This is a genomic window from Ruegeria sp. BG8 (assembly GCF_056538325.1).
This window is the reverse complement of the sequence record NZ_JBQFSZ010000012.1, coordinates 15,631-40,189: the sequence shown is the minus strand read 5'-3', so window position 1 is coordinate 40,189 and position 24,559 is coordinate 15,631. Positions and strand designations below refer to the sequence as shown.

The 24,559-nt window shown below is 54.0% G+C and carries 22 protein-coding genes and 1 pseudogene; 7 read left to right on the top strand and 16 right to left on the bottom strand.

Annotation, left to right across the window (positions count from 1 at the left end):
* The first annotated feature begins 129 nt into the window (after window positions 1–129).
* Complete coding sequence (locus tag ACR0DG_RS18780) at window positions 130–1,629, top strand: anti-phage dCTP deaminase (RefSeq protein ID WP_480699919.1); 1,500 nt, start codon at window positions 130–132, stop codon at window positions 1,627–1,629.
* 112 nt (window positions 1,630–1,741) lie between these two features.
* Here ACR0DG_RS18780 and ACR0DG_RS18775 read toward each other — a convergent pair whose 3' ends face one another.
* A complete protein-coding gene (locus ACR0DG_RS18775) occupies window positions 1,742–2,341 on the bottom strand; it encodes a hypothetical protein (RefSeq protein WP_480699920.1) in 600 nt (199 codons plus the stop codon).
* Window positions 2,342–3,329: 988 nt separating this feature from the next.
* Here ACR0DG_RS18775 and ACR0DG_RS18770 point away from each other — a divergent pair.
* From ACR0DG_RS18770 to ACR0DG_RS18760, 3 genes are all read left to right on the top strand, one after another.
* A complete protein-coding gene (locus ACR0DG_RS18770; RefSeq protein WP_480699921.1) occupies window positions 3,330–3,998 on the top strand; it encodes a hypothetical protein in 669 nt (222 codons plus the stop codon).
* 317 nt (window positions 3,999–4,315) lie between these two features.
* A protein-coding gene (locus ACR0DG_RS18765) for an IS3 family transposase (RefSeq protein WP_480699922.1) occupies window positions 4,316–5,442 on the top strand; the annotation gives its coding sequence in 2 pieces (ribosomal slippage) (window positions 4,316–4,580 and window positions 4,580–5,442; 1,128 coding nt in all).
* 21 nt (window positions 5,443–5,463) lie between these two features.
* The gene (locus ACR0DG_RS18760) at window positions 5,464–6,819 is read left to right on the top strand and encodes a hypothetical protein (RefSeq protein ID WP_480699923.1); all 1,356 of its coding nucleotides are present in this window, start codon (window positions 5,464–5,466) and stop codon (window positions 6,817–6,819) included.
* 60 nt (window positions 6,820–6,879) lie between these two features.
* Here the strand turns inward: ACR0DG_RS18760 and ACR0DG_RS18755 are convergent, their stop codons facing one another.
* On the bottom strand, window positions 6,880–7,773 hold the full coding sequence (locus tag ACR0DG_RS18755; protein ID WP_480699924.1) for a DMT family transporter: 894 nt from the start codon (window positions 7,771–7,773) through the stop codon (window positions 6,880–6,882).
* 65 nt (window positions 7,774–7,838) lie between these two features.
* A complete protein-coding gene (locus ACR0DG_RS18750; RefSeq protein WP_480699925.1) occupies window positions 7,839–8,537 on the bottom strand; it encodes an SGNH/GDSL hydrolase family protein in 699 nt (232 codons plus the stop codon).
* A gap of 120 nt (window positions 8,538–8,657) precedes the next feature.
* Between ACR0DG_RS18750 and ACR0DG_RS18745 the strand changes: the two are divergent.
* Window positions 8,658–8,882: pseudogene (locus tag ACR0DG_RS18745) on the top strand (DDE-type integrase/transposase/recombinase); the annotation flags it as partial.
* 283 nt (window positions 8,883–9,165) lie between these two features.
* On the opposite strand, the gene ACR0DG_RS18740 reads toward ACR0DG_RS18745, so the two are convergent.
* A complete protein-coding gene (locus tag ACR0DG_RS18740) occupies window positions 9,166–10,740 on the bottom strand; it encodes an arylsulfatase (RefSeq protein ID WP_480699926.1) in 1,575 nt (524 codons plus the stop codon).
* Window positions 10,741–10,898: 158 nt separating this feature from the next.
* On the opposite strand from ACR0DG_RS18740, the gene ACR0DG_RS18735 reads away from it, so the two are divergent.
* Window positions 10,899–11,798 carry a LysR family transcriptional regulator gene (locus ACR0DG_RS18735; protein WP_480699927.1) on the top strand — a complete coding sequence of 300 codons (900 nt, stop codon included), beginning with the start codon at window positions 10,899–10,901 and terminating at the stop codon, window positions 11,796–11,798.
* Window positions 11,799–12,125: 327 nt separating this feature from the next.
* On the opposite strand, the gene ACR0DG_RS18730 is transcribed toward ACR0DG_RS18735, so the two are convergent.
* From ACR0DG_RS18730 to ACR0DG_RS18720, 3 genes are read right to left on the bottom strand one after another with little or no spacing between them, the layout of a single operon-like run.
* Window positions 12,126–13,265, bottom strand: coding sequence for a saccharopine dehydrogenase family protein (locus ACR0DG_RS18730; protein ID WP_480699928.1), 1,140 nt, complete (start codon window positions 13,263–13,265; stop codon window positions 12,126–12,128).
* Window positions 13,262–13,963: a DUF4166 domain-containing protein gene (locus ACR0DG_RS18725; protein WP_480699929.1), complete on the bottom strand. Its 702-nt coding sequence runs from the start codon at window positions 13,961–13,963 to the stop codon at window positions 13,262–13,264. Before ACR0DG_RS18725 ends, ACR0DG_RS18730 begins: the two co-directional genes overlap by 4 nt.
* Window positions 13,964–14,005: 42 nt before the next feature.
* Entirely contained in the window at window positions 14,006–14,569 is a 564-nt protein-coding gene (locus ACR0DG_RS18720; protein ID WP_480699930.1) for a GbsR/MarR family transcriptional regulator, read from the bottom strand.
* A gap of 310 nt (window positions 14,570–14,879) precedes the next feature.
* Here ACR0DG_RS18720 and ACR0DG_RS18715 point away from each other — a divergent pair, with 310 nt between their 5' ends.
* The gene (locus ACR0DG_RS18715) at window positions 14,880–15,323 is read left to right on the top strand and encodes a carboxymuconolactone decarboxylase family protein (protein ID WP_480699931.1); all 444 of its coding nucleotides are present in this window, start codon (window positions 14,880–14,882) and stop codon (window positions 15,321–15,323) included.
* Between the two features lie 193 nt (window positions 15,324–15,516).
* Here ACR0DG_RS18715 and ACR0DG_RS18710 read toward each other — a convergent pair whose 3' ends face one another.
* The 9 genes from ACR0DG_RS18710 to ACR0DG_RS18670 form a co-directional block, all read right to left on the bottom strand.
* Complete coding sequence (locus tag ACR0DG_RS18710; RefSeq protein WP_480699932.1) at window positions 15,517–16,212, bottom strand: SDR family NAD(P)-dependent oxidoreductase; 696 nt, start codon at window positions 16,210–16,212, stop codon at window positions 15,517–15,519.
* A 467-nt stretch (window positions 16,213–16,679) separates the two neighbouring features.
* Window positions 16,680–17,426, bottom strand: coding sequence for a hydroxypyruvate isomerase family protein (locus ACR0DG_RS18705; RefSeq protein WP_480699933.1), 747 nt, complete (start codon window positions 17,424–17,426; stop codon window positions 16,680–16,682).
* Entirely contained in the window at window positions 17,423–18,070 is a 648-nt protein-coding gene (gene otnC, locus ACR0DG_RS18700) for a 3-oxo-tetronate 4-phosphate decarboxylase (protein ID WP_480699934.1), read from the bottom strand. The genes ACR0DG_RS18705 and otnC overlap by 4 nt, the downstream gene beginning before the upstream one ends.
* Window positions 18,067–19,299 (bottom strand): 3-oxo-tetronate kinase, encoded by a 1,233-nt coding sequence (otnK, locus tag ACR0DG_RS18695; protein ID WP_480699935.1) that lies wholly within the window; start codon window positions 19,297–19,299, stop codon window positions 18,067–18,069. Before otnK ends, otnC begins: the two co-directional genes overlap by 4 nt.
* A complete protein-coding gene (gene ltnD, locus ACR0DG_RS18690) occupies window positions 19,296–20,183 on the bottom strand; it encodes an L-threonate dehydrogenase (protein ID WP_480699936.1) in 888 nt (295 codons plus the stop codon). The genes otnK and ltnD overlap by 4 nt, the downstream gene beginning before the upstream one ends.
* Entirely contained in the window at window positions 20,180–21,124 is a 945-nt protein-coding gene (locus ACR0DG_RS18685; RefSeq protein ID WP_480699937.1) for an SMP-30/gluconolactonase/LRE family protein, read from the bottom strand. The genes ltnD and ACR0DG_RS18685 overlap by 4 nt, the downstream gene beginning before the upstream one ends.
* The gene (locus ACR0DG_RS18680) at window positions 21,121–22,065 is read right to left on the bottom strand and encodes an ABC transporter permease (RefSeq protein WP_480699938.1); all 945 of its coding nucleotides are present in this window, start codon (window positions 22,063–22,065) and stop codon (window positions 21,121–21,123) included. Before ACR0DG_RS18680 ends, ACR0DG_RS18685 begins: the two co-directional genes overlap by 4 nt.
* A complete protein-coding gene (locus tag ACR0DG_RS18675) occupies window positions 22,062–23,024 on the bottom strand; it encodes an ABC transporter permease (protein ID WP_480699939.1) in 963 nt (320 codons plus the stop codon). Before ACR0DG_RS18675 ends, ACR0DG_RS18680 begins: the two co-directional genes overlap by 4 nt.
* Window positions 23,017–24,534: a sugar ABC transporter ATP-binding protein gene (locus ACR0DG_RS18670; RefSeq protein WP_480699940.1), complete on the bottom strand. Its 1,518-nt coding sequence runs from the start codon at window positions 24,532–24,534 to the stop codon at window positions 23,017–23,019. The genes ACR0DG_RS18675 and ACR0DG_RS18670 overlap by 8 nt, the downstream gene beginning before the upstream one ends.
* Between the last annotated feature and the right edge of the window lie 25 nt (window positions 24,535–24,559).

Here is a 24,559-nt window from a genome sequence, read left to right as displayed (position 1 = left end):
ATGGTCCATCGTTGCCTCCCCACCAAGCATGATCACTTTGATGCAATCGTCCGTTCAGATCAAGACTTGCCTTGACGGAACGTGGTAATAGGCAAAATATTGTGTTGATAACTATGGAAAGTTTCCTTCATGCGAAGCCGTGTTGAGCTAGTTTTGGGTTTGGTTGGTCCAATCGGATGCCCGATCCACGAAGCGAGCGAAAGCCTAGCAGCGACGCTAAAGAAGATGGACTACACCCCGACAACGATTTCTCTCAGCAAGGAGATGGATCGACTTCTGACTGCCAAGGGCACAGGCTTTGCGGAAGCTCCCACATCCGTACTCCACAACAAGATCAAGAAGGGCAATGCCGTTCGGGAGGCGTTTGGCAATAATGCTGTTCTTGCATCCGAGGCTATCAGGCAAATTGTCGATTTTAGGCGCTCCGCCGCTTCGGCAAGCGGCGAAACGGATGAGGCAAAACTGGATGAGCAAGCCGTTGTGCCGCTTGATGAGCATGCATTCATCATCGACCAACTTAAGTTACCCGAAGAGATTGAGCTTCTCACAAAGGCGTTCGGAAAACGCTTTGTGCAGGTGTCAGTTGTCACCCCTTTGGAACAACGAAGACGTTCGTTGATCGGAAGAATTCGGACTGAACAACATGGTTGGGACAATGAAAGATGTGAGCAGCATGCGGATCAGTTGATCGCCATCGATCAAAACGAAAAAGCCGAAGACCGAGGTCAGCGGATTTCAAAAATCTTCCATCTCGGAGATGTTTTCTTCGATGGAACCTCTGAAGCATCAATTGAGCACTCCAGCCAACGATTCATCAAAGCATTCTTCGGAAGAAATAACGTGGCTCCAACTTCAGATGAGTTCGGTAGCTACATGGCCAAGGCTGCTTCGCTTAGGTCAGTTGATTTGTCGAGACAGGTCGGTGCGGCTATCTGCACCCCGTCGGGCGATCTTATTTCTATTGGATGCAATGAAGTTCCAAAGTACGGCGGAGGCAACTACTGGGACGAAGAGGAAAACAAGCGACGCGACATTGATCTTGGGGGTGAAGCCAACAAGAATGAGATCAACCGCATGATCTTTGATTTTCTGGGCATCCTGAAGAAGCAAGGGCTAATAACCGAAGACCGTACAGTTGAAGAGATCTTGAACGACCCGGATCATCGAAAGGCTATCAAGAAGTCGCTTGTTTCAGGTGTCACTGAGTACGGGCGTATGGTTCATGCAGAGATGAATGCACTTGCGGACGCTGCGCGTCTTGGTAGGTCTGTCAAAGGTTCGACCATCTTTGTGACGACATATCCGTGCCACAACTGCGCAAAGCATCTCGTGGCATCAGGTGTCGAACGAATTGTTTTTATCGAGCCGTACCCAAAGAGCAAAACTGAGAGCCTGTTTGAGGATATCATCGTGCCGGACACGCCCGATGCAGCCACAGTTTCGATCGAACATTTCTATGGCATCTCTCCGCGACGTTACCGCGATATTTTTGAAAAAGAGAGCCGACAGACTGACCAAGGAGAGGTTCAAAAGTGGTACAAGGGGCGCGCGGCGCCTCGCCTAGGCAACATAGAAGTTGGGGGCACGCCACGAGAACTATTTGCGATAATTGAAAACCTTTACAGTTAACGTCGTGATAAGTGTTGAACACGGGTTCGGCTTGCCCAACCGCTTCAATTTACGCCCCTTTGTTCTTAGCATAGCTGCGCTGAGCGACAGGCAACGCGGAGTTACCTGATCTCTATTGAGCCGATCTAAGGTCCTGTGCAATTGACAAGAATTTTTCAGCCCGTTCGTGTAGGTAATCAGCCTCTTCTTGGTTCAGCCGGGTCGCTGTGATTAGCGTTCCTGGCTGTATATTGAGGATACCAACTCCTGCCGAATCTGGTTGAGCAATTCGGAGCACGGTGAGCAAGCCTCGTTCTTTCTTTCTGGGTAGTTGCTCCTTACCAAAGTGGAGGAAAATTATCCTTCTTTGGTTGTTGGCCTCGGTACGTAGGTACCATGCAGTTGTAACCTGCAGGCCCGCGATGTTCGCTTCAATGGGGCTTCGACCTTGCCATATAAGTGCATGATCTTCCTTTAGATCGAGGTAGTTTTGGCTGAGGACTCTGTAGCCAGAGGACTTATTGGGAGCTACTTTTGTATGAAGTTCTAGGAACTGCTCATCCGAAATGGCCTTATCCTCATAAGAAGCCATTGCTTCGCGAAACTGTTTGTACCGATCTTTCGCAGGATCATAAGGTAGCTCGAGATCGTCAATTATGCTCTTCGCTTTTGACTTGTCCTTTCGCTTATCCCCGTAAGCGAAATCAATGAATTGACTGACTCTGATTCTCATTCTTTCCTCCCTACCTCATGGGAACAGTTGCATACTACTGGAGAGAACAAAGAATGAACAGGTCACTAATTCCACTGTGTGCTAAAACGGAGGGTGGTCTTGTTGGCCGCGTTAAGAAGACTCGTCATACTTCGGCGGTTGCGACAACCGCTGGTTTCGGCGTTCAGCTTTTGGTTTTGAAGTCGTCCCATTTGCAGCCGCAGAGAGTGTCTCCTTTGAAGGGACGCACTGCAGCATCCAGACAACGCGCTGGATGTCCGCTCCGGGCCGCTTTATCGGCACCGGAAGTTTCCTCGGACTTTGATGCTGCTACGCCTCCGAAATCCCGTGGGAGCCCAGAGCGGCCATTCGTGCCGTGTGCAGTGAAACTTCGTGAAGCAATGAGTGAGACGCGGGTCAATGTAAACATTCGCTGCGGCAGCGCCAATGACTGCATAGTTTGGGAACTCAGGGGATCGCTCGTACTACCAAGCGATAAAATTCGTCTATTGCATAGCTTTGGGTCATGGCTCTTGAGGACAAAAAACCTATTTAGACAATACCATTGTGGGTTTTGCACTTAATATCCTGAAAGCGTCAAAGCTCATGCCTTTTCAATTGGTCCGATGAGTTTGAGAAATGCTATGACCAAGAATGGCCAAAAAAGTGATCGCTTCAAAGTTGACTGCGTGCAGCTATCTCGTTAACACTATCACTATTGATGACGATTTTGTGATCCCTCAGAATTCAACGAAGAATCTCCCAAGAAATTGAATTTAAATCGACTTAACGATCTTAGAATGGCAAGAATGTGAATTTGTAAAATTTTTGTGTTTTGTAAATTGGAGTAAGTGTTTTTTGACAAGCATTAACCAGGCATTCGCATGCACTTTTTAGTTGTTACCTGGACTTTGATTGCAGGAATGGATCTGACTAGGGGGACACCTAACATTTCTTGGGAACTTAATCTAGGTGGTTCCGGCTTCTTTAAATTGTGCGAGTTGAAACAATGCGGTTTTTTCAAGCTAGGTTTTTAATTTATACAACAGTGCTTGCATGGGTTTGTGCTGGAACTGTGGTTTGGTCTGAAAGCAACGTTGAAAACCGTTGGGAAAACTGCCGTTCAGATGAAAGTTGCTGGATAGAGTTTGACTACCTTTCAAATCAAGAAACCGATCCTTTCATGTTTATTGGCCGTATTGTTGACGAAAAGAGCAATAAGTGGAGCAGTCACCACCACGCCATTGAAAGATTTTCGGATGTTCGCGATTGTCTTGTAAAAAGCGAGCAAACCAAACCAAGACCGAACCTATTATTGATTGATTGGGATCAAATTGGATTTGATCAAGCGTCCGAAATTTGCGTTTTTCGCATTGGAAGAAGCTTAGGTGATATTCAATTGCTCAAGGAATGGTTTGAATATCACGGCTTTTTCGTGGTGGGTCCAAACAGTTCTTTCTCGGACTCATATGAGCCTCAATATAAGACTGAACCGACCCAATCACTGTTAGCGAAGTGGAGCGACACCGAGTATGAAGCTCGGTACAAAGCGCGAAAAGGAAAATTATTTCAGTGGTTTGCAAGCGTTTATGGCATTGGAGGATTTGCCTTTAATGTTAGGTTTTCTGAAGATGGCAGTATCGTTTCGATTGAAGGTAATTGGACTGGAAAACACTAAAGGATTGTAAATGGGAAGCCTAGTTTTAGCGGCAAATGCGATCGCAATAAGCGTTTACGACGAAGATGGTACTGCTCCGTTGGATTCAGAAACAACAAGATACAGTTGGGGGCATCTACAAATCATAAACGGTACTGGTGTAGGTGCCGAAGAATTGGAGGTGCAAGCGTGGACGGAGGACGGAGGGGAATTTCCAAATTTTGTTTACCCCGATCAACGAAATCATTTTGGCTTCACCGATTTTGCATCAGGAGGTGATCCTGAGCCTCCCCAACTGAACTGGTCCACCGCTATGTTTAGGAAACGGAGGACCACGAATGGCAAACAAGAGACCGAAGCCCGAAGAGATTGTCTCGAAGTTACGGCAGGTTGAAGTTCTGATGGGGCAAGGCATGTCCCGTCTTGATGCGATCAGGCAGATCGGCGTTGTTGAACAAACCTATTACCGCTGGCGCAAGAAGTACGGCGGATTGGGCGTAGATCAGTTGAAAGAACTGAAACGGCTTCAGAAAGAGAATGAGCGACTGCGACGTGCGGTATCCGATCTGACGTTGGACAAGCTGATCCTGACGGAAGCCGCGAAGGGAAACTACTGAGCCCCGCTCGTCGTCGTGCTTGTATTGACCATGTTCGCAACCAACTGAACGTTTCCGAGAGACGCGCCTGCCGCGTGCTTGGACAACACCGGTCTACGCAACGGCGTGTCCCACAAGGTCGCGCAGACGAAGACCGATTGGTGGCCGACATGATCGAGCTGACCCGTCAATACGGCCGATATGGCTATCGCAGGATCGCTGCATTGCTGAGAGAGGCTGGATGGTCTGTCAGCGATGGGCGAATTGAACGGCTTTGGCGGCGAGAGGGGCTGAAAGTGCCGATGAAACAACCGAAGAAAGGGAGGTTATGGCTTAATGACGGCTCATGCGTTCGGTTACGGCCTGAGTATCGCAATCATGTATGGAGCTATGACTTCGTTCATTGTCGAACTGACGATGGCAAAGCCTTTCGGACACTGAACATCCTTGATGAGCATAGCCGGGAGTGCCTGGCGATTAGAGTGAAGCGCAAGCTGAACTCGGTCGACGTGATCGATGCCCTGACGGATCTGTTCATACTTCGAGGAGCACCCCGTTTCATACGTTCAGACAATGGGCCAGAATTTGTTGCCCAGGCCGTCCGAGACTGGAGTATCGCCATCGGCGCCCAGACGGCTTACATTGAACCCGGCAGCCCGTGGGAGAACGGATACTGCGAAAGCTTCAATGGCCGGTTCAGGGATGAGCTACTCAACGGTGAAGTCTTCTACAGCTTACGCGAAGCACAAATCCTGATCGAACAATGGAGGAGACACTACAACACAAAGCGGCCCCACAGTGCATTGGGCTATCGCCCGCCAGCACCCGAAAACATCATCCCGATGGATTACAGGCCCACGATGCACTAACAATCAACTTGGACCAGTCAGATGAGGCTGCTCAATCAACAACACTGCACGCCGGTGGGCCGAGGAACAATCTATGATAAAATGCCGGACTCGATGAGTGCCTCAGGTGATAAATCGGGTTCGACCGAAAAGAAGAACCGCGTATACTTACTTTGGGGCGGCATCGCAGATTCTTTGTCCGACATTCTTGCCAGCCCAAGCATTGTGCTTCCATTTCTGTATCTTGCGTTAGGGGCTCCGCAGTTTCTTGCCGGGCTGCTTCTTCCATGTGTAAAAGGTGCCCGGATTATCGCTGAAGCCACAATGTCTCCTTATGTGCGTGTGGGGGACCGCTCAAAAAAAGCGATGATACTACCCAATCTCGTCATTGCTTTGGTTCTGGCAGTGTTAGCTTTGTCCGGTGCAGCACTCTCCCAAGGGGTAGTCATGGTGCTGTTTGTGTTGGTGGCTGTGATCGTGGGCTGCTGCTATGGAATCTGGACCTTGGGTAGCAACCACATCTATGGGTCGGAGCTCAAGGAAGAAGAACGCGGGCAGATCGTCTTCACACAATTGGCGATAAGTTGCGTTTTAGCGATAGGACTTGTCTGGGCAACACGGACGTTGATGGCAGGAGAAACTCCTTTCGAGCGACATCGCGTTCTGCTTTGGTTGGGTGTGCTGGCACTTTTGTTTTCGTGCTTCTGCATGTTCCGACTCGTGCTCACAAAAACTTCAGACGAGGTTGGCAACTCAGAGGACTTTAAGGGGAAGGAGCCCTTTCTCAATCAAGTTTCACGTGGTTGGTCCCTGGCATTCCAATATGCCTGGTTCCGTCGTTTTCTCGTCGCCCGATTGTTCTTTTTGTCAGTCGAATTGGCGACGCCGTTCTATACAATTCATGCCGCGACATATCACCTATCTACTCCGCACATTCTGAGTATTTTCGTTACAGCAACAAGCGCTGGAAGCGCACTTGGCGCGATCTTGTGGCGACGGGTTGTTCGCAAGTCTATCCGTTACACAATTGCTGGTGCGTCGATGATTGCTTGCCTTTCAGCGGTTATGGCGATTGGGTTCGATCTGTTAGGTCTGGCCAGCAACCCATGGGTTTACGCTGCAACGATCTTCTTCCTGTCCTTTGGGATCGGCGGTGAACGCGAAGGTCGCTACTTGTATCTGCTCTCAATGTCGTCTGACGTTAATCGCCCTTATATGGTTGCGCTCTCGGACACCGTTGCAGGAATTGGCGGGATCATTTTCGCCGCCGTCCTTGGACTGGTCGCGCAAATCCATAGCGTCCTGATCCCACTATCCGTACTGGCTGCGCTCAATGCTGCTTCTATTTACTTTGCCCTGACGCTAACTGCGAAACCTGAAACAGCACCCTCAGGTTAATTCGTCCGATCAGAGGATTGAATTCTGTCGTTAGCTAAAAGCTGGCTATTGCGTCAAAAGCTACAGATCGCGCAGTGTTGGCTTCGAAGCAAATCGTGCGTCTATCACAATCGCAAATAAAAACAACGCGCCACCGATGCCAGTAGTGACCGATATGTTCTGGCTTAGGAATAACCAAGCCCAAAGCGACCCAAAAAAGATCTCTGATAGAGAAATCATACTGAACTCGGCCGACGAGACCGATTTGGAACCAATGGTAAAAAGCAAAAATGCTCCGCCTGTCAGAAAGAACCCGGTACCAAAAATAATAACGGCTTCAATCGCGTTGGAACTGACCTGTTCGCCCGTCGCAAAGAAAAGGACAAGTGCGAAAACCATTCCGATCAAGCCAACCATTAGCATTGAAACGCGCATGTCCACGTCTCGTCCGGCCCTTAGTGCAACGGAAAAAACAGCATAGAGAGTCGACGAAAAGACTGCTGCCAAGTCTCCCGATAGTGAAAACCCAACTTCGTCATCGAACGTAAGGCCACCTAGAACAATCAAAATGATGCCTGCCAAAGATAGGCAAAGCGCCAGTATGGTCGCTTTGGTCAAACGTTCACCCAACACAAAGCGGGCAATCAAAGCCGCCTGCAAAGGCGCTGTTGAAAACAACAATAGTACTCGCGCTACCGGGGCGTTGTGAAAAGCATAGATGGACAACACCATGATCGTGCCCATCACGAAAGATGCGACAAAGCCAGGCAAACCTGACTTTCGGAGTCCAGCGATACTGCCAAATCCAGCCGTTGCAGCCAAAATCAAGAAAAAGAAGGCCGCGATTCCAAAACAGCGAAGAATCACGATTTCAAGAGAACTGATTTGTCCAAAACCAGCGACTACGGCACCGGTCGGGGAGATGACCAAAGCGCCCAATAGGATTAAGCCTATTCCCCGTCGTCGATCGTCCAACAGTTACTCCTAGCAATTGGCTTAAGTCTGCATCCTCACAGTTTGATCACGGATTGGAAAGATGCCTAGGATTGCGATACCGGAGCGACGTCGCGGACAACTTCAGCGAGTGCAGTAGCAACGAGCTCCAGCGAATTAGGATCGAAATGCGTACCATCAATGCTGCCAGGGCCGACAACCTGATTTAAATCAAAGCAATGCGCCCCAAACGCAGCGGCTACTGTGGGGTAGGTTTCACGAAGCCTCTTCAGAGTCGCGCGGCTGTGAACAGAATCGAAGATTGGTTTCAGCCAAGTCTTGCTGACGTCGCCCATTTCTGGTGGCACCAAGACGAGCGTCTGAGGGGCTTTGCCATCTCGTCCGGCATTAGACTTGGATATGATATCCAGAAGCCGCCCGAGACCGCGGGCAATCTCATCACCATTCACACTAAAGCGGAGTTTTGTATCATTTGATCCTAGGAGTATGACGACTAGGTCGATTGGCATTTGCGTCTTGAGAGTGATTGGCAAATGAGCAAGACCGCTCGTTTCGCCGATCATAGGGTCGTCGAATACCGTCGTCCTGCCATTCAATCCGTCTTCAATTACATGATACGATGAGCCGAGCTCCGCCTGCAGCCGCCTCGTCCACCGTTCTGCGTGTCCGTACCGAGCAAACTTTATGCCACCCCGTGGATCGAAGCCCCAGGTCAACGAATCCCCAAAACAAAGTACTGTCTTCGGCTCTGCGACCCGCTGACTCTGTGCGTCCCTTGTTTCCATAACGAGCTCCCTGCTGCATGCACGACCATACTCATGCGCTAGAAAGCGCTGCAACCCTGGAACCGGGTCATTCCTTAGTGATTTGACTTATCTGCTTTGGACTACTTACTAGTCCTGCCATTGATAACCGTAGTTCAGCCTTGTCCGCTTAAGCGTCGGGATCGTAATGCAGCGTTGAAACTCTTAAGAAAATCAATGAAGATGTATGGCCGACCGGAAGTGATTGTAACGGACAAACTTCGGTCCTATGGCGCCGCTTTGAAAGTTATTGGCAACGCGCGAAGGCAGGAAACGGGATGCTGGGTGAACAACCGAGCCGAAAACTCACACCTTCCATTTCGACGAAGCTCGGAGTTCGCGGTTGCAGCGAATGACCGCAAAGCGGGCTGCAAACGCGGAAATTCGATGTGGTGCCGAGCGACCGCTTTGGGCCGCAGTATGTCTTGGATAGGGGCAGGGGCTCTTGTTGCTTCTGTACCGAGGTCGGCTGTGAGCCCACTTTGACCGATGCGGCGCTTGGTCCAAATGACAATCTTGGTGCATTAGCGTGCTTTCGTTAGCAGTTGGTTCCCGCGATTTCTTATAAGGAATCGGGAGGCTACTGTTGATGCCTCCCGAGAGTTGATTGCTACTGCGACATTCCGCCTTCAGTCGAAATTTGTTCTTCGACGTGAGACTTATTGGTGACGTCCAAACCTCGTGGAGGATAGTCCTTGAACGTAGACAGGTGGTTTTGGACGATCTTGGCCGCAGGCCCAAATGCCCACATCTTGTTGCCCATCCAGCGGGTGTACATCCCCGATTCCTCGGCCGCTTTCTCGTAAAGATCGCGACGCAGGTTGAACAGCAGGGGCGCGTTCAATTCTTCCTTGGGGCCAGCCCATCCCTCGGTCTGAATCGTGAAATGCGCTTTCCAGTCTCCGTGGCGTACAGCCTGCAGGTCCGGGCCCTCGTAGTAGATGATCTCATCCCGGTTGCTCTCGCCCTCACCGGTCAGGAAAGACAGTTGGTTGTACCCGTCCAAATGCACCTGATAGCCCTCGTAACCCTCCAGCAATGATCCGGTCAGATCATCAGGCCCGCCAGCGGCGGCAACAAGGGTGGGCATCCAGTCAAGACCTGCGAAAATTCCGTTGCTCACGGTTCCAGCGGGAACTTTGCCGGGCCAGCGAATGATGGCGGGGACGCGGAAGCCGCCTTCCCATGTCGTGCCCTTTTCGCCATGGAACGGCGTTGTTCCACCGTCCGGCCAAGTCATGGTTTCCGGTCCGTTGTCAGACGTAAAGACAACAATCGTGTTGTCCGAGACACCCAGTTCGTCCAGCCGTGCCATGACTTTGCCCACGTTGTCGTCAAGCTCTTTCATGACGACATCCTGCAAACCGCGCCCGTCGCCCAGCATGGCCTCGTATTCGGGGCTCAGATGGGTCCAGACATGCGCGCGCGCCGGTGCCATCCAGACAAAGAATGGCGTTTTGCTGTCAACTGCGCGGTTGATGAAGTCCAGCGTGTGGGTTGTCACCTCGTCGTCCAGCGTCTTTTGCCGCTCGGGCGGCGCCGGACCATCGTCGATGATGCGTTGTTTGCCTACCAGACCCCAGCGCGGGTCCACAGTTTCATCGACTGTATCCGTGGCATAGGCGTGAATGATGTTCCGAGGGCCAAACGTGTCGTTGAATTTCTGATCCTTTGGCCAGTCTGGATCGGATGTGTATTCCATCGCGTTCAGGTGATAGAGCCAGCCCCAGTATTCATCAAAGCCCTTCACAGTCGGCAGGAATTTATTCATATCCCCCAGATGGTTCTTGCCAAATTGCCCGGTCGTGTAGCCCAGCGACTTCAGCATATTGGCCAGGGTCGGATCATCCTCGCTCAGACCTTTTTCAGGGTCTCCGGGCAGGCCGACAGTGTGCATTCCGGTGCGAACCGGCAACTGTCCGGTGATGAAGGCGGATCGACCGGCAGTGCAGCTTGGTTGCGCATAGTAATCCGTTAGACGCATACCGTCGGCGGCCAACTGATCAAGATTGGGGGTTTGGATGCTTTTCACACCCTGATGATAGCTGCCAAGACTGGCCCAGCCGACATCGTCGGCCATGATGACAAGAATATTGGGCTGGTCGGTTTCGGCTAAAACCGGCAGGGCACAGACCGAAGCTGTGGCCAGCGTGGCGGAAACCGCAATGGATCGAAGAATGAACATTGATACCTCTGTGGACGTAGAAAACGATTTCGATAGTGGGGTTATCGAAAGGGTTCATCAGGGATAGCGATTGAGACTTTCTTGTCGCAACAGAGCTTTACCATGATTTCATATTGTGAAATCTAAAACACGAAACTTGAAATGAAATTGGCCGCACGATGAATGAAAACGCATTGACCGCCTTTCTGGCATTGGCTGAAACCGGCAGCTTTCAAAATGCGGCTCGTGTGATGGGTGTCTCCAACGCGTCCTTGTCCCGCTATGTCGGGCAGGCTGAGGAGCACACGGGACTTGTTTTGTTCAATCGCAGCCGCAACAGCAGCACGTTGACACGCGCGGGGCAAGAGTTTCTACCAATTGCGCAGGCGCTCCGTGAAGATCTGAACCGCTATGCAACTCGCGTGGCTGGATTGCGTGAAACCGGACCGGGCACTTTGTTGATTGGGTGCGGGCCGCTCACCACAAGAACTTTGATCGTGCCTGTCTTGCGCGTTGTGCGAAGGGCAATGCCTGATCTGCGTTTCCGAATTCTGGTGAGTGCCTATGCGCGTCCACTCGACCTATTGCAGGCGGGCGAATTCGACGTGTTCCTCGGTGATCTGACCTACACTCCTGAAGCCGAAGACGTCGAGATCATGGTGATGGAGAAGCAACCCACCCAATTCGTCGCTCATCGGGATCATGAGATTCACAAACGCGGTCCGCAAACCATGGCGGGTATATTCGATTTTCCCTTTGCATCACCGCATCTCCACAAACATTGGAAAGCTGCTTTGACAAAAGCACTTGGTGGCGGTGTTGAGGCCGTCGAAAAGGTCAATTCACAGCCGCATATCGAATGCGACGACTACAACCTCCTGACCGGGCTGTTGGCGGAGCGTGACTTCGTGGTGGGAGGGATGCCTGACACGTTCGCGGAACTAATCCGCACAAAGACTGTCAAACCCGTGTCGATGAAACAGAATTTGACTTGGAACATCTGTGCGGCGCGCAAGTCGCAGAACACGTCTGCCGCAGTTGAATTGTTTTGGAATGAGCTTACCAACTATAGGGCGTGATCGGTGGCGGGAGGCACAGAGAGACCATTAAATGAAACACTTGCTGGCCCAAATTTTATCGTTTTCTGAGGCCCGATTGACCAGTCAGAGTTCCGCTTAGTTACCGAGAGCAGCTTTTGAATGAAAATAACCAACGGCAGCAAAGCCCCGCTGATCACTAGTAGAAAGAGTTAGAGATTTCGCGGTCGCCGCGAATGGCGGGTAAGCGGGCTGCGACCGCAGCATCGCGACCTGCCGCTGGATGTCGGCTCTGGGCCGTTGCAAGGCACAGGTCACACTTCGCATCTAAGCGGAATCATGGTGCTGAAGGGATTGGGCTCTATCTGTCTAGCTGTTCGAAGTCTCTGCCCGCTTTGTCCACGCGTCGCGGAACACAGCCGTGTGATCAGGCAATTCGACCAACCCGGTGCGAACCTGCAAAACTCCCATCGCGCGTTCAACTATCGGCCTTGGCAGCTCTGCCAGGCAAGGGCGCGCACCGGCTTTGATGTTGGCGCGCTCCCGCAAGATTGCGCGACACATAACGCCAGGCACAAACGGCCCGTGCCCTTGTTCCGCGATCAACTTCCATGTGCGGGTAATGAGATGCCCATCGAGCTTGCCGGAAACACTCACCTCCATGCCTCCACGATCGCTCCCGAAGGAATAGAGCGCTTTGGAGAGCAGGTGGAGCGCGGAATAGGCCGGGCCCGGCAGCTCGAAACGCCGGTACTGCCTTAACCGCGCCAGCAGACTTAGTGCCCCATTCATCAGCGGAAGTTCAAGACCTGCGTGGAAAACGACGCTTTTGGCCCCGGTTAGCGCGGGAAGAAGCGCGATGTCGGGAACGTCAACGCAATATCCGGCACGCCATAAACCTGGTTCCAGTTGATACATCTTGCGATCCGTCCATCCAATCGCCGTCTGCCAAGCACCTTCGCGCCATATTTGATAGGGGCGACCGACCCCGCTTATGATACTTTTGATAACCGACAAACCGCGCGGTGCCCGATTGCCTGGCAGGATTGAAATGTCGATCAGGTCGACCTCATCCAGACCGTCGATCAGGTCTTTGACGATGCATGAGGACAGGCCGGGTACACTGGATGCACCCGACAGCACAAAGACGCCTGCGGCTATCGCATCAGCGTTCAAAGCTGCGATTCCTTTTGTGAATTTGGCGCTGTCTGACAGGTCGAGATAGTGGCAGCGATGGGCGATGCATAGTCTCGGGATTGTGTAGGGATCGTGGCCATAGTGTTGGAATGGTCCAGCTGCATCGATAACCATGTCCGGCTCTGCTTCGAATAGAGCTTCTGGTGCTGCGCTAGTGTCCAGTTTCAAGGTGTGTGCGTTGAGTTCGTGAGCCAGAGCGCAACCCTTTTCGGGATGGCGCCCGGCCAGCCAAAGCTGGTGCCCGTCACGGGCCAGCAATCGTGCGGTCAGGGATCCAAATACACCGTATCCGCCTATTATTACGACCTTCATGACGGGATACCCTCGACAATTTCGGCATCGCGGAAGGTCGCGTCCTGCCAGATCAACTGACCAAATAGAGGATGTGCCAGTTCCAAGGTGAAACGAAAATGTCCGTCGCCGAGTTCTTCATGGCCAACAACCAGACTTCCGGGGCCGGCCCACCGAGGAAAGGGCAGCCGCAGTCGCCCCAATTTCAGGAAGTAGCGGTCGCTGATAAAATACAGACCGTTCGTCGTGCCTTTCAACCTCAGCGAGATACCGATCCCAAAGCCAACATACTCTTCCAATCCGGTCGGTCCGGCAAAGCGTTTGGAGCTGCCAACCATCTGTGGAAAGCCAGCGGCCCGGCCATATTGTCGGATCCAATACTGCCCGCCGGTTGCCGCATCCTCGGTGACGGTGACCACCGCCGATCGACCGACGGAACTGCCATCAAACGGCAGCGGTGCCCCTATGATGCGGAGTGCAAAGGCCAGTGCGCGCCCAACGGGGTTCATGCGCATTTGGGTCACGCGGCCTTGATAGGCAAGGCTGGCATCTCCCAAAAGTTGTTTGCTGAATCGGCGTTGGATTGCCTTGGGTAGTACGGCCCATTCCCTGGCCCCAAGGAGGTGTTTGAATCGATCATCCCTGTCGCGTGCCACATCGAATTGCGTTTCAGCCAAATTTTGGCCGGGGAGGGTGGGGTTTTCCTTTTTTATGAGCATACTGCTGTTTCCGTCATAAGCGAAATAATGGTTCAAAAATTTTTAACTGCTCTTTTTGCCTCCCGTGAAGCTGAGTAGGGAAACGACCTTGGCTCCCATTTTCATCAACATCATCAACTTAGGTCGCGGCACCGTAAGCATGTCGCGAAACCAAGTGTCGGCTGTTGCCAGGAACTCTTGCATTTCCTGCATCCGCCGCAGTGCAATAGGGTCCAGGCCGCTTTCGGTTTCAGCTTGGGACACGCAGGTGCGCAAGGCACGTGTTGCAGGATCAATTTCCCGCTCTTTGCGCCCTTGAGCGATCCGGATTCCCATTTCCCAGACATCTACCTCGGCCTCATAGTGCTCGCGCCGATCCCCCGGAATTGGAATGCGGCGGATCAGCCGCCAGCTTACCAGTTCCTTGAGTGAGTTGGACACATTGGATCGCGCAATTCCCAGAGACTCGGCAATCTGTTCGGCATTAAGTGGTCGGGAACTGAGATAGAGGAGCGCGTGTATCTGGGCCACAGAGCGGTTTACACCCCATTGGTTGCCCATGTCGCCCCAGTAGAGAATAAACTGGTTCACAGCGTCAGATGTTGATAGTTCTTGTTTTTCTGTCATGACAGAAATATCAGGCCAAAGGCTGCCAGAGTCAAGAGGTCAGTAGGAATTCCAACTTCATGACTCGCAGGCGAATAACCTCATGCTCCCAAAGATCGACAAATGATGATCAATTCTGTTGTTCGATGTCCGCTTTCATGAAACCACATCGCGGCGAGAGCAAAGTCGACGAACGTCCGGAATGGGCCGCCCAATCCGTGCAAGCTGGTCTGATCTTCAAAATGCTGCGGTTGTTCTGATGGCGACAGGGAGCCCAACTGTTCAGTTTCGTTCCAAGATGTAATGCTGCCCAAAGCATCTGGAGAAGAGAATGATTGAGCGACTTGACTATTTGTCCATCAATGGCCCCGCTGTTGCGAGTATGGGGAAGGCAAAGAAAGATATGCTGTCCATAGATAGCAAGCTACGGGCGATCATCGAGCTTCGAATATCACAGATCAATGGCTGCGCGTACTGTGTCGACTTGCATACCAACGAGGCACGGCGAGCCGGTGAGGTACAGCAACGGCTTGATTGCCTTACGGTTTGGCGAGAAGTGACGTTCTTTGAAGACGCTGAGAAAGCGGCGCTCGCTTGGGCGGAGGCGGTTACAAAGGTGGCGGAGAATGGAGCGCCAGAAGCTCTCTACGATGCGCTATCAACCTATTTTTCTGAACAACAAATTGTCGATCTGACGCTTATCATCGCCCAGATGAATGCATGGAACCGTTTGGCAATCAGCTTTAGCCATTTACCGGAGCCGAGAACAGAATGAACGGCAACAATGTCCGCGCTATGATTTCTTCCATCATCTGATTTTGCGGCGCAGCGAATGGCCGGTTTGACGGGCCGCGCCGCAACGGACTGAGACACGGGTGAACGGTCGGTATGGGTAAGAAAGTGAACTACCGAAACACAAAGGTTTAACCTATTGACGAGCTCGCTTCCGCTTGCGTGCTGGCTAGACGTCAGAATTTTTCGACCCAAGGCCTTACGGCGATTTCGTTCGACCAAGAGCTACGATCCTGTTCAATTAGATGACGATAGGTTTTGGCTATGGCTTCTGGTTTGAGCATAGATCCCGGATTGTCCTCAGGTTCCGAACGCCCGGGATTGAGAATGGCGCCATCGATATTGACCCAAGCCACGTGAATGCCTTTAGGATGAAGCTCGCGCGCCATGCTTTCGGCAAGCCCTCGCTGGGCAAACTTACCCATCGCGAACGGAGCAGATTTTGGAAACCCCTTCACTCCAGCTGAGGCACCGGTAAACAAGATCGTTCCGCGAACTCCATCAACCAGATCGGCGCCTAGCATTCGCCGGGCCGCGTGTTTGCCCGCAATGAATGCCCCGATTGCGGTTACATCAACCGCATTGCGCACCTCTTCGAGCGACAATTCTGCGATCGGCCCCCTGACACGTGCCGACGGGTTGTAGATCACAACTCTGGGAGCTTGTGGCAGTTTGTCAAACAGTGCTGCCACAGCGGTTTCGTCCGTGCCATCTAATTGGGTGACTACAGCACCAGTTTCCTCTGCTGTAGAACGAACTCTCTCGCCGTTACGCGCCACCAAAGTTAAATGGTAATCTGTTGATAGTTCACGGGCAACAGCGGCAGACAGACCACTTCCTGCACCTATGATCACTGCGTGAGGTTTGGTCATCGTGGTTCCTTTCTCAAGCACTTAATTGTATACAAAAATCAGCATTGATTATTGTCGCACTAAGGAGTAACCAGATTACTCTAGCGAATACGAACGTTGAGTTTGACAATCATGCTATCGCAGCCTTCAACCGTAACGAATGGCGGCTAAGATGGGTCGCACTGCAGCGCAAAGGTGTATAGATCAACGACAGTTTCGGAGCGTTGGATAAATCGTGGAGAGCAGGGCAGGGACGTATGCCACTTATGAACGAGGTCTGTAAGGAGCCTAAACGCACGGTTTATGCACTATTCACGAACGATAGCTTTCTCAGGTTACGACCACAAACATGAAAATACCAAAAACGGCTATGCTTCGGGATGCCGGCGCATGGTTTAGAGGTAGTATAGGTTTTTACTGCCCTCAGTGGCAGACTCAGCTGATCTCCTTTTTCCAACACCTTGACCTTCTTCGTCCCTATGGGTTGTTCATCCAAGTGAAGCCATCCAATCTAAGTCAACCTCACCATCGAGTGGTTTGTACTCAGCGCCGAGGGGATCTCGCCACCCGAGAGCGAAAATTGTGTCAAATATGGCGGCATAGTTCAGTTCCCCACGATTTGGCGCACCTCGATCCGGGACGGCAGCGAACTGGATATGTCCGATAATGTCCATTAGGTCCGCAAGGCGGGTTGTCACGTCACCCTCGGTGCGACCCACATGGTAGCAATCAAACATCAGTTTGAGATTCGGTGCATTTACTGCCTCGATGATAGTGCGGGCCTGATCTGTGTTTTGCAAAAAGTAACCAGGCGCGTCATGACGGTTCAAAGGTTCGATTAGGATGGTGCGATCTGTTCTGTCGCAGGCATAGGCGAGATTGTTTTCAAAAACACGCCGCGCTTCATCGCCGGACGCAAAACCGGCCATGACGTGAATGGCGCGGGCGTTAACCGCATCCGCATAGGCGATTGCCTGATCTATCGATATACGTGCCTCGGCCTCTCGGCCCGGCAACGCAGAAAGACCGTTTTCACCCTGATTGCCTCGAATAGTGTTAAGACCCAGCATCGGCAGGCCGGTCGTATCAAGCGCGGCGCGGACTTCGTTGGCAGGGGTATCATAGGGCCAGTGGCATTCCACAGCGGCAAATCCCGCAGCATGGGCGGCGCGGATGGCCTCGGGCAGGCTGCGGTCGGTCCAGAGAAAGCCGAGATTGGCAGAGAATTGCGTCATGTTTCCCACTCGACGTCGAATTTGGTGATGACGGCCTGTACCTGTTCTGGCGATAGCCCGCGCGCGGGTGTGCCGTGCATCAACATGGCAAGCTTTGCGGTAGCTTCCAACTCTTCGATAGCGTTACAGGCTGCCTCGACGGTTTTGCCCGCCACGACCGGGCCATGATTGGCAAGCATCACGGCGCTGCGCTTGCCCGCCAGCCCGCGTACCGCATCGCCCATCGCGGGATCACCGGGTACAAAAAAAGGTAGAAGCTTAACGCGGCCAAGCTGCATTATCGCGTAGGGAGTCAGGGCGGGAAGGAAATCGTCGGCATCGACATCCGGCATCATTGACCATGCCACCGAGTGACATGAATGCAAATGAACCACCGCGCCGGCTGTGCTGCGCGTGTCGTAGAATGCGCTGTGCAGCGGCATTTCCTTGGTTGGTTTATCTCCGTCGATCTGGCGGCCCGACGCGTCGAAACGGCTGAGCCGCGCCGGGTCCAATCGGCCAAAGCTGGTGCCTGTGGGTGAGACGAGCAAGCCGCCATCTTCCGTTCGCGCCGATATATTGCCGGTCGCACCATGGGTAAGCCCCCGACCAAACAGCGACGCCGCCAAGGTACAGATGTGTTCACGCAGGGCTGTTTCGTTCATCCACCAAGCACCTTATTGGCTTTAACAAAAAAATCAGGCGCACCAAAATTGCCGGATTTCAGCGCGATCACCAGATCCGGCCCTGCCCGAAGGGCGGGTACGCCGGGGTCAATCTCTGGCCCGATCTGCAATTCCTTCAGCCCCAGTCCCTCGACCACTGCACCAGAGGTTTCGCCGCCTGCTGTTATCAAACGCGTCACCCCCTGAGCAACGGCTTGCCGGGCTAGTTCGGCAAAGAAAGCCTCTACCGCAATGGCTGCAACCTCACGCCCGAACCTGTCCTGCACCATCCTCACCGCTTCGGGATCGGCAGAGGTGTAGATCAGCGCAAGCCCTTCCGCGCCATAGGCCCAATCAAGAACGGAAGCCGGAGTGACCCTCCCTTCGATGATGTCGGCTGCGGCAACCTCTTGCGACGGATGAGCCCTGGCGTGTTCGGCCACCTGCGCCCGCGTGGCAACCGAGCAGGACCCCGACAGCGCCAGCGCCGGGCCGGGCTGCCCGTACCAATCGGGCGCGTCCGGCGTGCAACCGAAATTGTTGGGCAGGCCGAGCGCGACGCCCGAACCGCCTGTTACAAGCGGCAAGTCAACTGCCGCCGCGCCAATGGCCCGCAAGTCAGTGTCGTGAATGGCGTCCACGACAACGTGACGTTTACCTGCCGCCTGTTCTCGGGTCAGAGCGGTCCGGATCGCCTCCGGCCCGCGAAATACCGTCTCTGCCGTGACATGGCCAACCGCATAGCGGGTTTGCGGTGCCAACCAGCGCCGCAGGTCCGGGTCGGTCATCGGCGTCAGCGGGTGATTTTCCATTCCGCTTTCGTTCAATAGCCGGTCATTTACGAACAGATGCCCCTGATAGACCGAGCGACCTGTGCCCGGAAAAGCAGGGCAGACGATGACTTGCTCTGCCTCAAGGGCCTCGGCCAGGGCGTCTGCCACGGGACCAATATTGCCGTCGGGAGTAGAATCAAACGTGGAACAGTATTTAAAGAAAATCTGGCTACAGCCCTGCGCCTTTAGCCAATCGAGCGCAGCAAGCGACTGCGCCACAGCGGCATCCGGGTCAATCGAGCGGGACTTAAGCGCGACGACACCCGCCTCGACCTCGGGCGCTGCGGGGGCGTCGGGCACGCCGGTATATTGCACGACCCGCATGCCTTCTTTGGCCAGCGTATTGGCCAGATCGCTGGAGCCGGTGAAATCATCGCCGATACAGCCAAGCTTCATGGCTTCTCTCCCGGCAGGGTCAGGCCGCTGTCGCGGGCATAGACCTTGGCAACTGCCGCATCATCCTCGTGACCCAATCCCATTTTGACGGCTTCGCCATACTGCGACAGTGCCGCCCGCGTTATGGGGGCATGAAAACCCGAGGCACTGGCGGCATCCAGCACGATACCCAGATCCTTGGGCCAGATATTCACCTGAGAATGCGGGGTGTAGTCTCCATCTACGATGTGTGGCGCGCGATTCTCGAGCATCCAGGAGGTGCCTGCGCATTTTGAAATCACGTCGAGAAAGCTCTCGGGCGTAACACCTTGCGTCATGCCGAAGGTCAGCGCCTCGGCCATGGCGGCGATATGGACCCCGGCCAACAATTGGTTAACAGCTTTCATCGCTGATCCGGCCCCGGCAGTATCACCCAGGCGGAACACTGTTTCTGCGGTGGCATCAAGGACAGGCTGCGCCGCGTCGAATGCCTTTGCCGTGCCCGATGCCATGACACTGAGCTTTCCTTTTGCCGCCTTGACAGATCCCCCGGAGATCGGTGCATCGAGATAGTGGATCCCTTCGGCCGCGCAGCGCCGCTCCATCTCACGGGCAAAGCCGGGGGGAACTGTGGCACAGGCCAACACAACAGCACCCGCTCGCAACCTTGGAACGACCCCATCCGGGCCGAACAAGACGCTTTCGGTCTGCTCCGCGTTCAGCACCACGACAACGACCGCATCCAGATCGTCGGGTGATCCGCTTTGCCCGCCTTCAGCTATGAATCCGGCGGCCCGCTCGGGTATCACGTCCTGCCCGAACACCCGATGCCCGGATCGGAGGCAAGATTGCGCCATTCCGTAGCCCATGGACCCCAGACCAAAAACAGCGATATTCAGGTTCATGGAAACTCTCCCCGCAAAGCATGAGCGGCATCACGACGGCCGCTTTGGACGCGATAAACCTTGTCAGACGAGGTGATGAACATCGTTTGTCCATCCCCACCCCCAAAGCAGATGTTAGAGGTTTGTTGCGGCAACCATATCTTGCCGATCAGTGCCCCTTCTGGCGACAGGCAGTGGATGCCATCAAGCGCCGATGTCCATATGTACCCTTCATGATCCACCCGAAACCCGTCTGGTATGCCGGGCGCAACAACGGCAAAAACGCGACCATTGGAAAGCGTTGTGCCATCGACATCGAACACTCGGATATGGTGCGGCAGGTCATAGTCGATGCCGGGGAAACTCGCGCCCTTTATCGCCCCTGAATCGGCTACGTAAAGCTGGCTTTCATCTGGGGAAAAGGCCAAGCCATTAGGTTTGTCGAAGTCCGTGACGACAGAGTGCAACGCGCCGTCAGGAGTCGCGCAAAACACATTGCACGAGCCAATCTCGCTTTCTGCCGGGTAGCCTTCCGCATCAGAGTTGATGCCATAAGGGGGATCGGTGAACCAGATCGACCCGTCAGAGCGTACTATGACGTCATTGGGGGAGTTGAGCCGCTTGCCTTCGAAGCTGTCTGCGATGATTTCCACCGAATCCGCGTCCATTGGATCAAGCCGCCGGATCACCCGCCGCCCGCCATGTTCGCAAGACACCATATATCCGTTCAGGTCGAGCGTATTGCCATTTGCGAACTCGCTATTTGCCAAAACAACCTCGACACCCTCCTGGGCCCACCGCATCATCCGCTTGTTGGGAATGTCGTTGAAATAAAGCGCGTTTTCCAGCCAGACCGGGCCTTCGGTCCAGATGCAGCCATCTGCGATCTGTTCGGGCGGGCGCGATGTGTCCACGAAATCGCCAAACCGGGGATCAACGGTGATGAAATGAGGGTCGGTCACGATCTCGCTCCCTTTCTGAGGGTTTGAAACAGAAGCATCACCAGAATGATGATGCCGAAGATGATGTTGCGCCAGGCATCCCCGATCTGCATCACCGACAGGATCGACGTGAGCAGTGTGATGAACAACGCGCCGCCAATGGTGCCGAAAAGCCCACCACGTCCGCCCAGGATCGACGTACCTCCGATCACGACAGCCGCGATGGTCGGCAAAAGGAACGGGTCTCCCATGCTCTGGTAGGCTTGGTTGGCATAGCCCGCCAGCATTACGCCCCCCAAGGCCGAGCACATTCCAGCAATTGCGAATGCCGTGAATACAACCGACGGGGTAGAGACACCGGACAGAAACGTAGCCTTTTCGTTGAACCCGATAGATCGCAAATACCGGCCAAACGGCGTGCGAGTCAGGATCCAGGCCAGCCCAAGGCAGATAGCAATCCAGATCAGGAAACTGACAGGTAGCCCGACGATATCACCCGAGGCCATTGTCACCATAAGTGGACTTGCTTCACCCTTGGGGTTGAAGCCACCAGTATTCAGCACGGCAAGGCCAAGCAGCATGGAATTGACCGCCAGGGTCCAGACCATGGACGGGATGCGCAGAATAGCGACGCCCAACCCGTTGATAACGCCTATCAACGCCCCAAAGGCCAAGGCGGCTGGAACAGCCAGGGCGCCAAGGATTGAGTTGCCAGAGCCGACCAGAGCGGTGGACAGGATCGCCGCCCCTGTCAGAACCCATGGCACAGACAGGTCGATATGCCCCAAAAGTATCACGATGGTCGCTCCGGTCGCCAAAAGGCCAAGAAACGCCGCGATCTGAAGCTGCTGGGTCAGATAATCTGCGCTCAGCACCTGCGGGAAGAAAAAGCTCCCCGCGATGATCAGCACAACCGCGCCGAGATAGGGCATAAGGCTGTCGAGGGTCATAGTGCGGATCACGAGAACACCTCCAGCTTGTTGCGTGCGCGCAAGACATCCGCTCCGCCGATTGCGATGGCAGCTGCGAGGATCAGCCCCTCGAACAAGGGCTGCGCGAGTGATGGGATGCCCGAGAAGAACATCAGCGATGCGATTGTTTTCAGAATGAATGCGCCCGCGAGCGCGCCAATCAGGGAACCGACACCACCGCGCAGCAACACCCCGCCCAGCACCACCGCCGCGATAGAGTTGAGCGTGAAGCCAGCGGCGATGCCTGCGTCACCTGTTGTGGTGACAAAGCTGTAGAACAACCCTGCCAACCCACCGAAAACCCCGGCCAAGGTAAAGGCTGCAAGCCGGATGATCCTTGTGTCGAGGCCCGACTGAAACGCCGCCTGCTCGGAGGACCCAAGCGCATAAAGTCCAAGGCCCAGCCCGGTGCGCCGGAACGGTAGCCAGAAGCCCAAGACAGCAACGCCTGTGATCACCAGCGCTGTTGGCACCCCCAGAATGTCCAGCGTCATGGCATCTGCCAGATCATAGTTCACAGCGCCTCCTGGCGTGGGCCGGAGCAAGAGCGCTATGCCAACAAAGATCGACGCCGTCGCCAGCGTCACCACGATGGGTTGAATGCGGCCATAGACAATTACAACACCATTCAAGAGCCCGCATAGTGCGCCCGCCCCAACGACTGCGATCATGCCAAAGACGATCCCTGCCGCCGACCCATCCAGAAGATAGGACGCAATGCAATTGGTCAGCGCCATCACAGCCCCCACCGACAGGTCGATCCCCCGCACAACCACCGCAAAAAACTGAGCACAGGCAGCAAGGCCCAGGATCAGGCACTGGTTGGCCCAGATTGTCATCACATAGGTCGAAGCTCCACGCGGATGGGTGCCAAGATAGGTCGCCAGAAGCAGGGCCAGAACCAGCGCGGCAATCATCTCACGCCGGTTCGACTTCATATAGTCAAGCATGGGCAATCGCCCCCTTGCCCGAGACATTCAGCGTGGCAGCGATGATGTTCTGAGGTGTCAGCGTCGCGCCGCTGAGCGAGGCAACGATCTCACCGTCAAAGAACACGTGCGTTTCATCACAAAGCTGGATCAGTTCTTCGTAGTCGGTGCTGAGCAGTACAACGCCAGCCCCCTGGTCAGCCAGTTTGCGCAGGATGGCGTAGATTTGTGTCTTGGTCTTTACGTCGATCCCGCGTGTCGGATCAGCAAGAAGCAGGCAGCGCGGGTTGAGCGCCAGCCATTTTGCCAAGACGACCTTTTGCTGGTTGCCGCCCGATAGCGACGACACCGGCAACTCTAGCCCGCCGTGTTTGAGCGCAAGTTGTTCCAGCGACGCAGCATAGAGCGCAGCATCCCCCGCATCGAGATCAGCCCGTCCGAGGGCGGCAAGTTCCAGATTTTCCTGAATGCTCTGATCCAGGATCAACCCCTCGGTCTTGCGGTCCTCGGGTATGTAGGCCAACCCGATGTCGGGCTGTTTTGCAGCCTTCGGGCTGGAAACCTGTGTGATCACACCCGACAGAGCTGTTTCGCCTTGGGTTTTTCGAAGCAACCCGATCAGGCCCATCATAAACGCGCCTTGCCCCTGACCGTCCAGCCCGCCAAGCCCGATGATCTGACCACGGCGCACGGTCAAGTTGACGTTTTTTACGCGATCCTCCCAGGACAACCTATCAACATACAAGATGATTTCGCCCTCGGGGTTGTTGGGCGGTTTCGGCGGGAATAATTCTTCGATTTTCTGGCCAACCATCATGTCAATGATTTCACCATAGTCATGCGCACCCTTTGCAAAGGTTTCAACCCGCTGCCCATTGCGAAATACCGAGATACGATCGGCCAACGCTTCGATCTCGTGAAAGCGGTGCGAGATGAATAAAATTGCGGTGCCTGCGTCGCGTTCCTCGCGCACCAGATCAAAGACCTTTTCGACGACAGACGCGCTGAGCGCAGATGTAGCCTCGTCCAGAATAAGCAAGCGCGGGGCCTTCATTATGGCTTTGGCAATCTCGACCTGTTGGCGTTGGGGCAAAGTCAGATCGGCCACGCGCGACGACAAGGCAATGTCTTCGCCGCCAATACGCGCCAGTACCTTTTGCGCTTTGCCAAGGCCCATTCCGCGTAGCCAGCCAAGACCGCTATCGCTGGCCCCCAGCAACAGGTTTTCGCGCACCGTGAGGTCGGGAACAAGCGACAGTTCCTGGAACATGCAGACAAGCCCATGGCGCAATGCAGTCTTTGGATTGGTAAGCTGGACATCCGTTGCGTCGACAAAAATCTGCCCCTGTGTGGGCTGCAATACGCCAGCGATCAATTTCATCAACGTGGATTTGCCAGCGCCGTTTTCCCCCAATACGGCGTGAACTTCACCAGCGTTACAGGTAAAATCGACTCCGTCCAGAGCCTTGGTCGCACCGAAGTGCATTGAGATGCCCCGCATCTCAAGAAGAGGCATTGTTTTGTTTGTCATGTTGGAAACCATAAGCGGTGGCGCA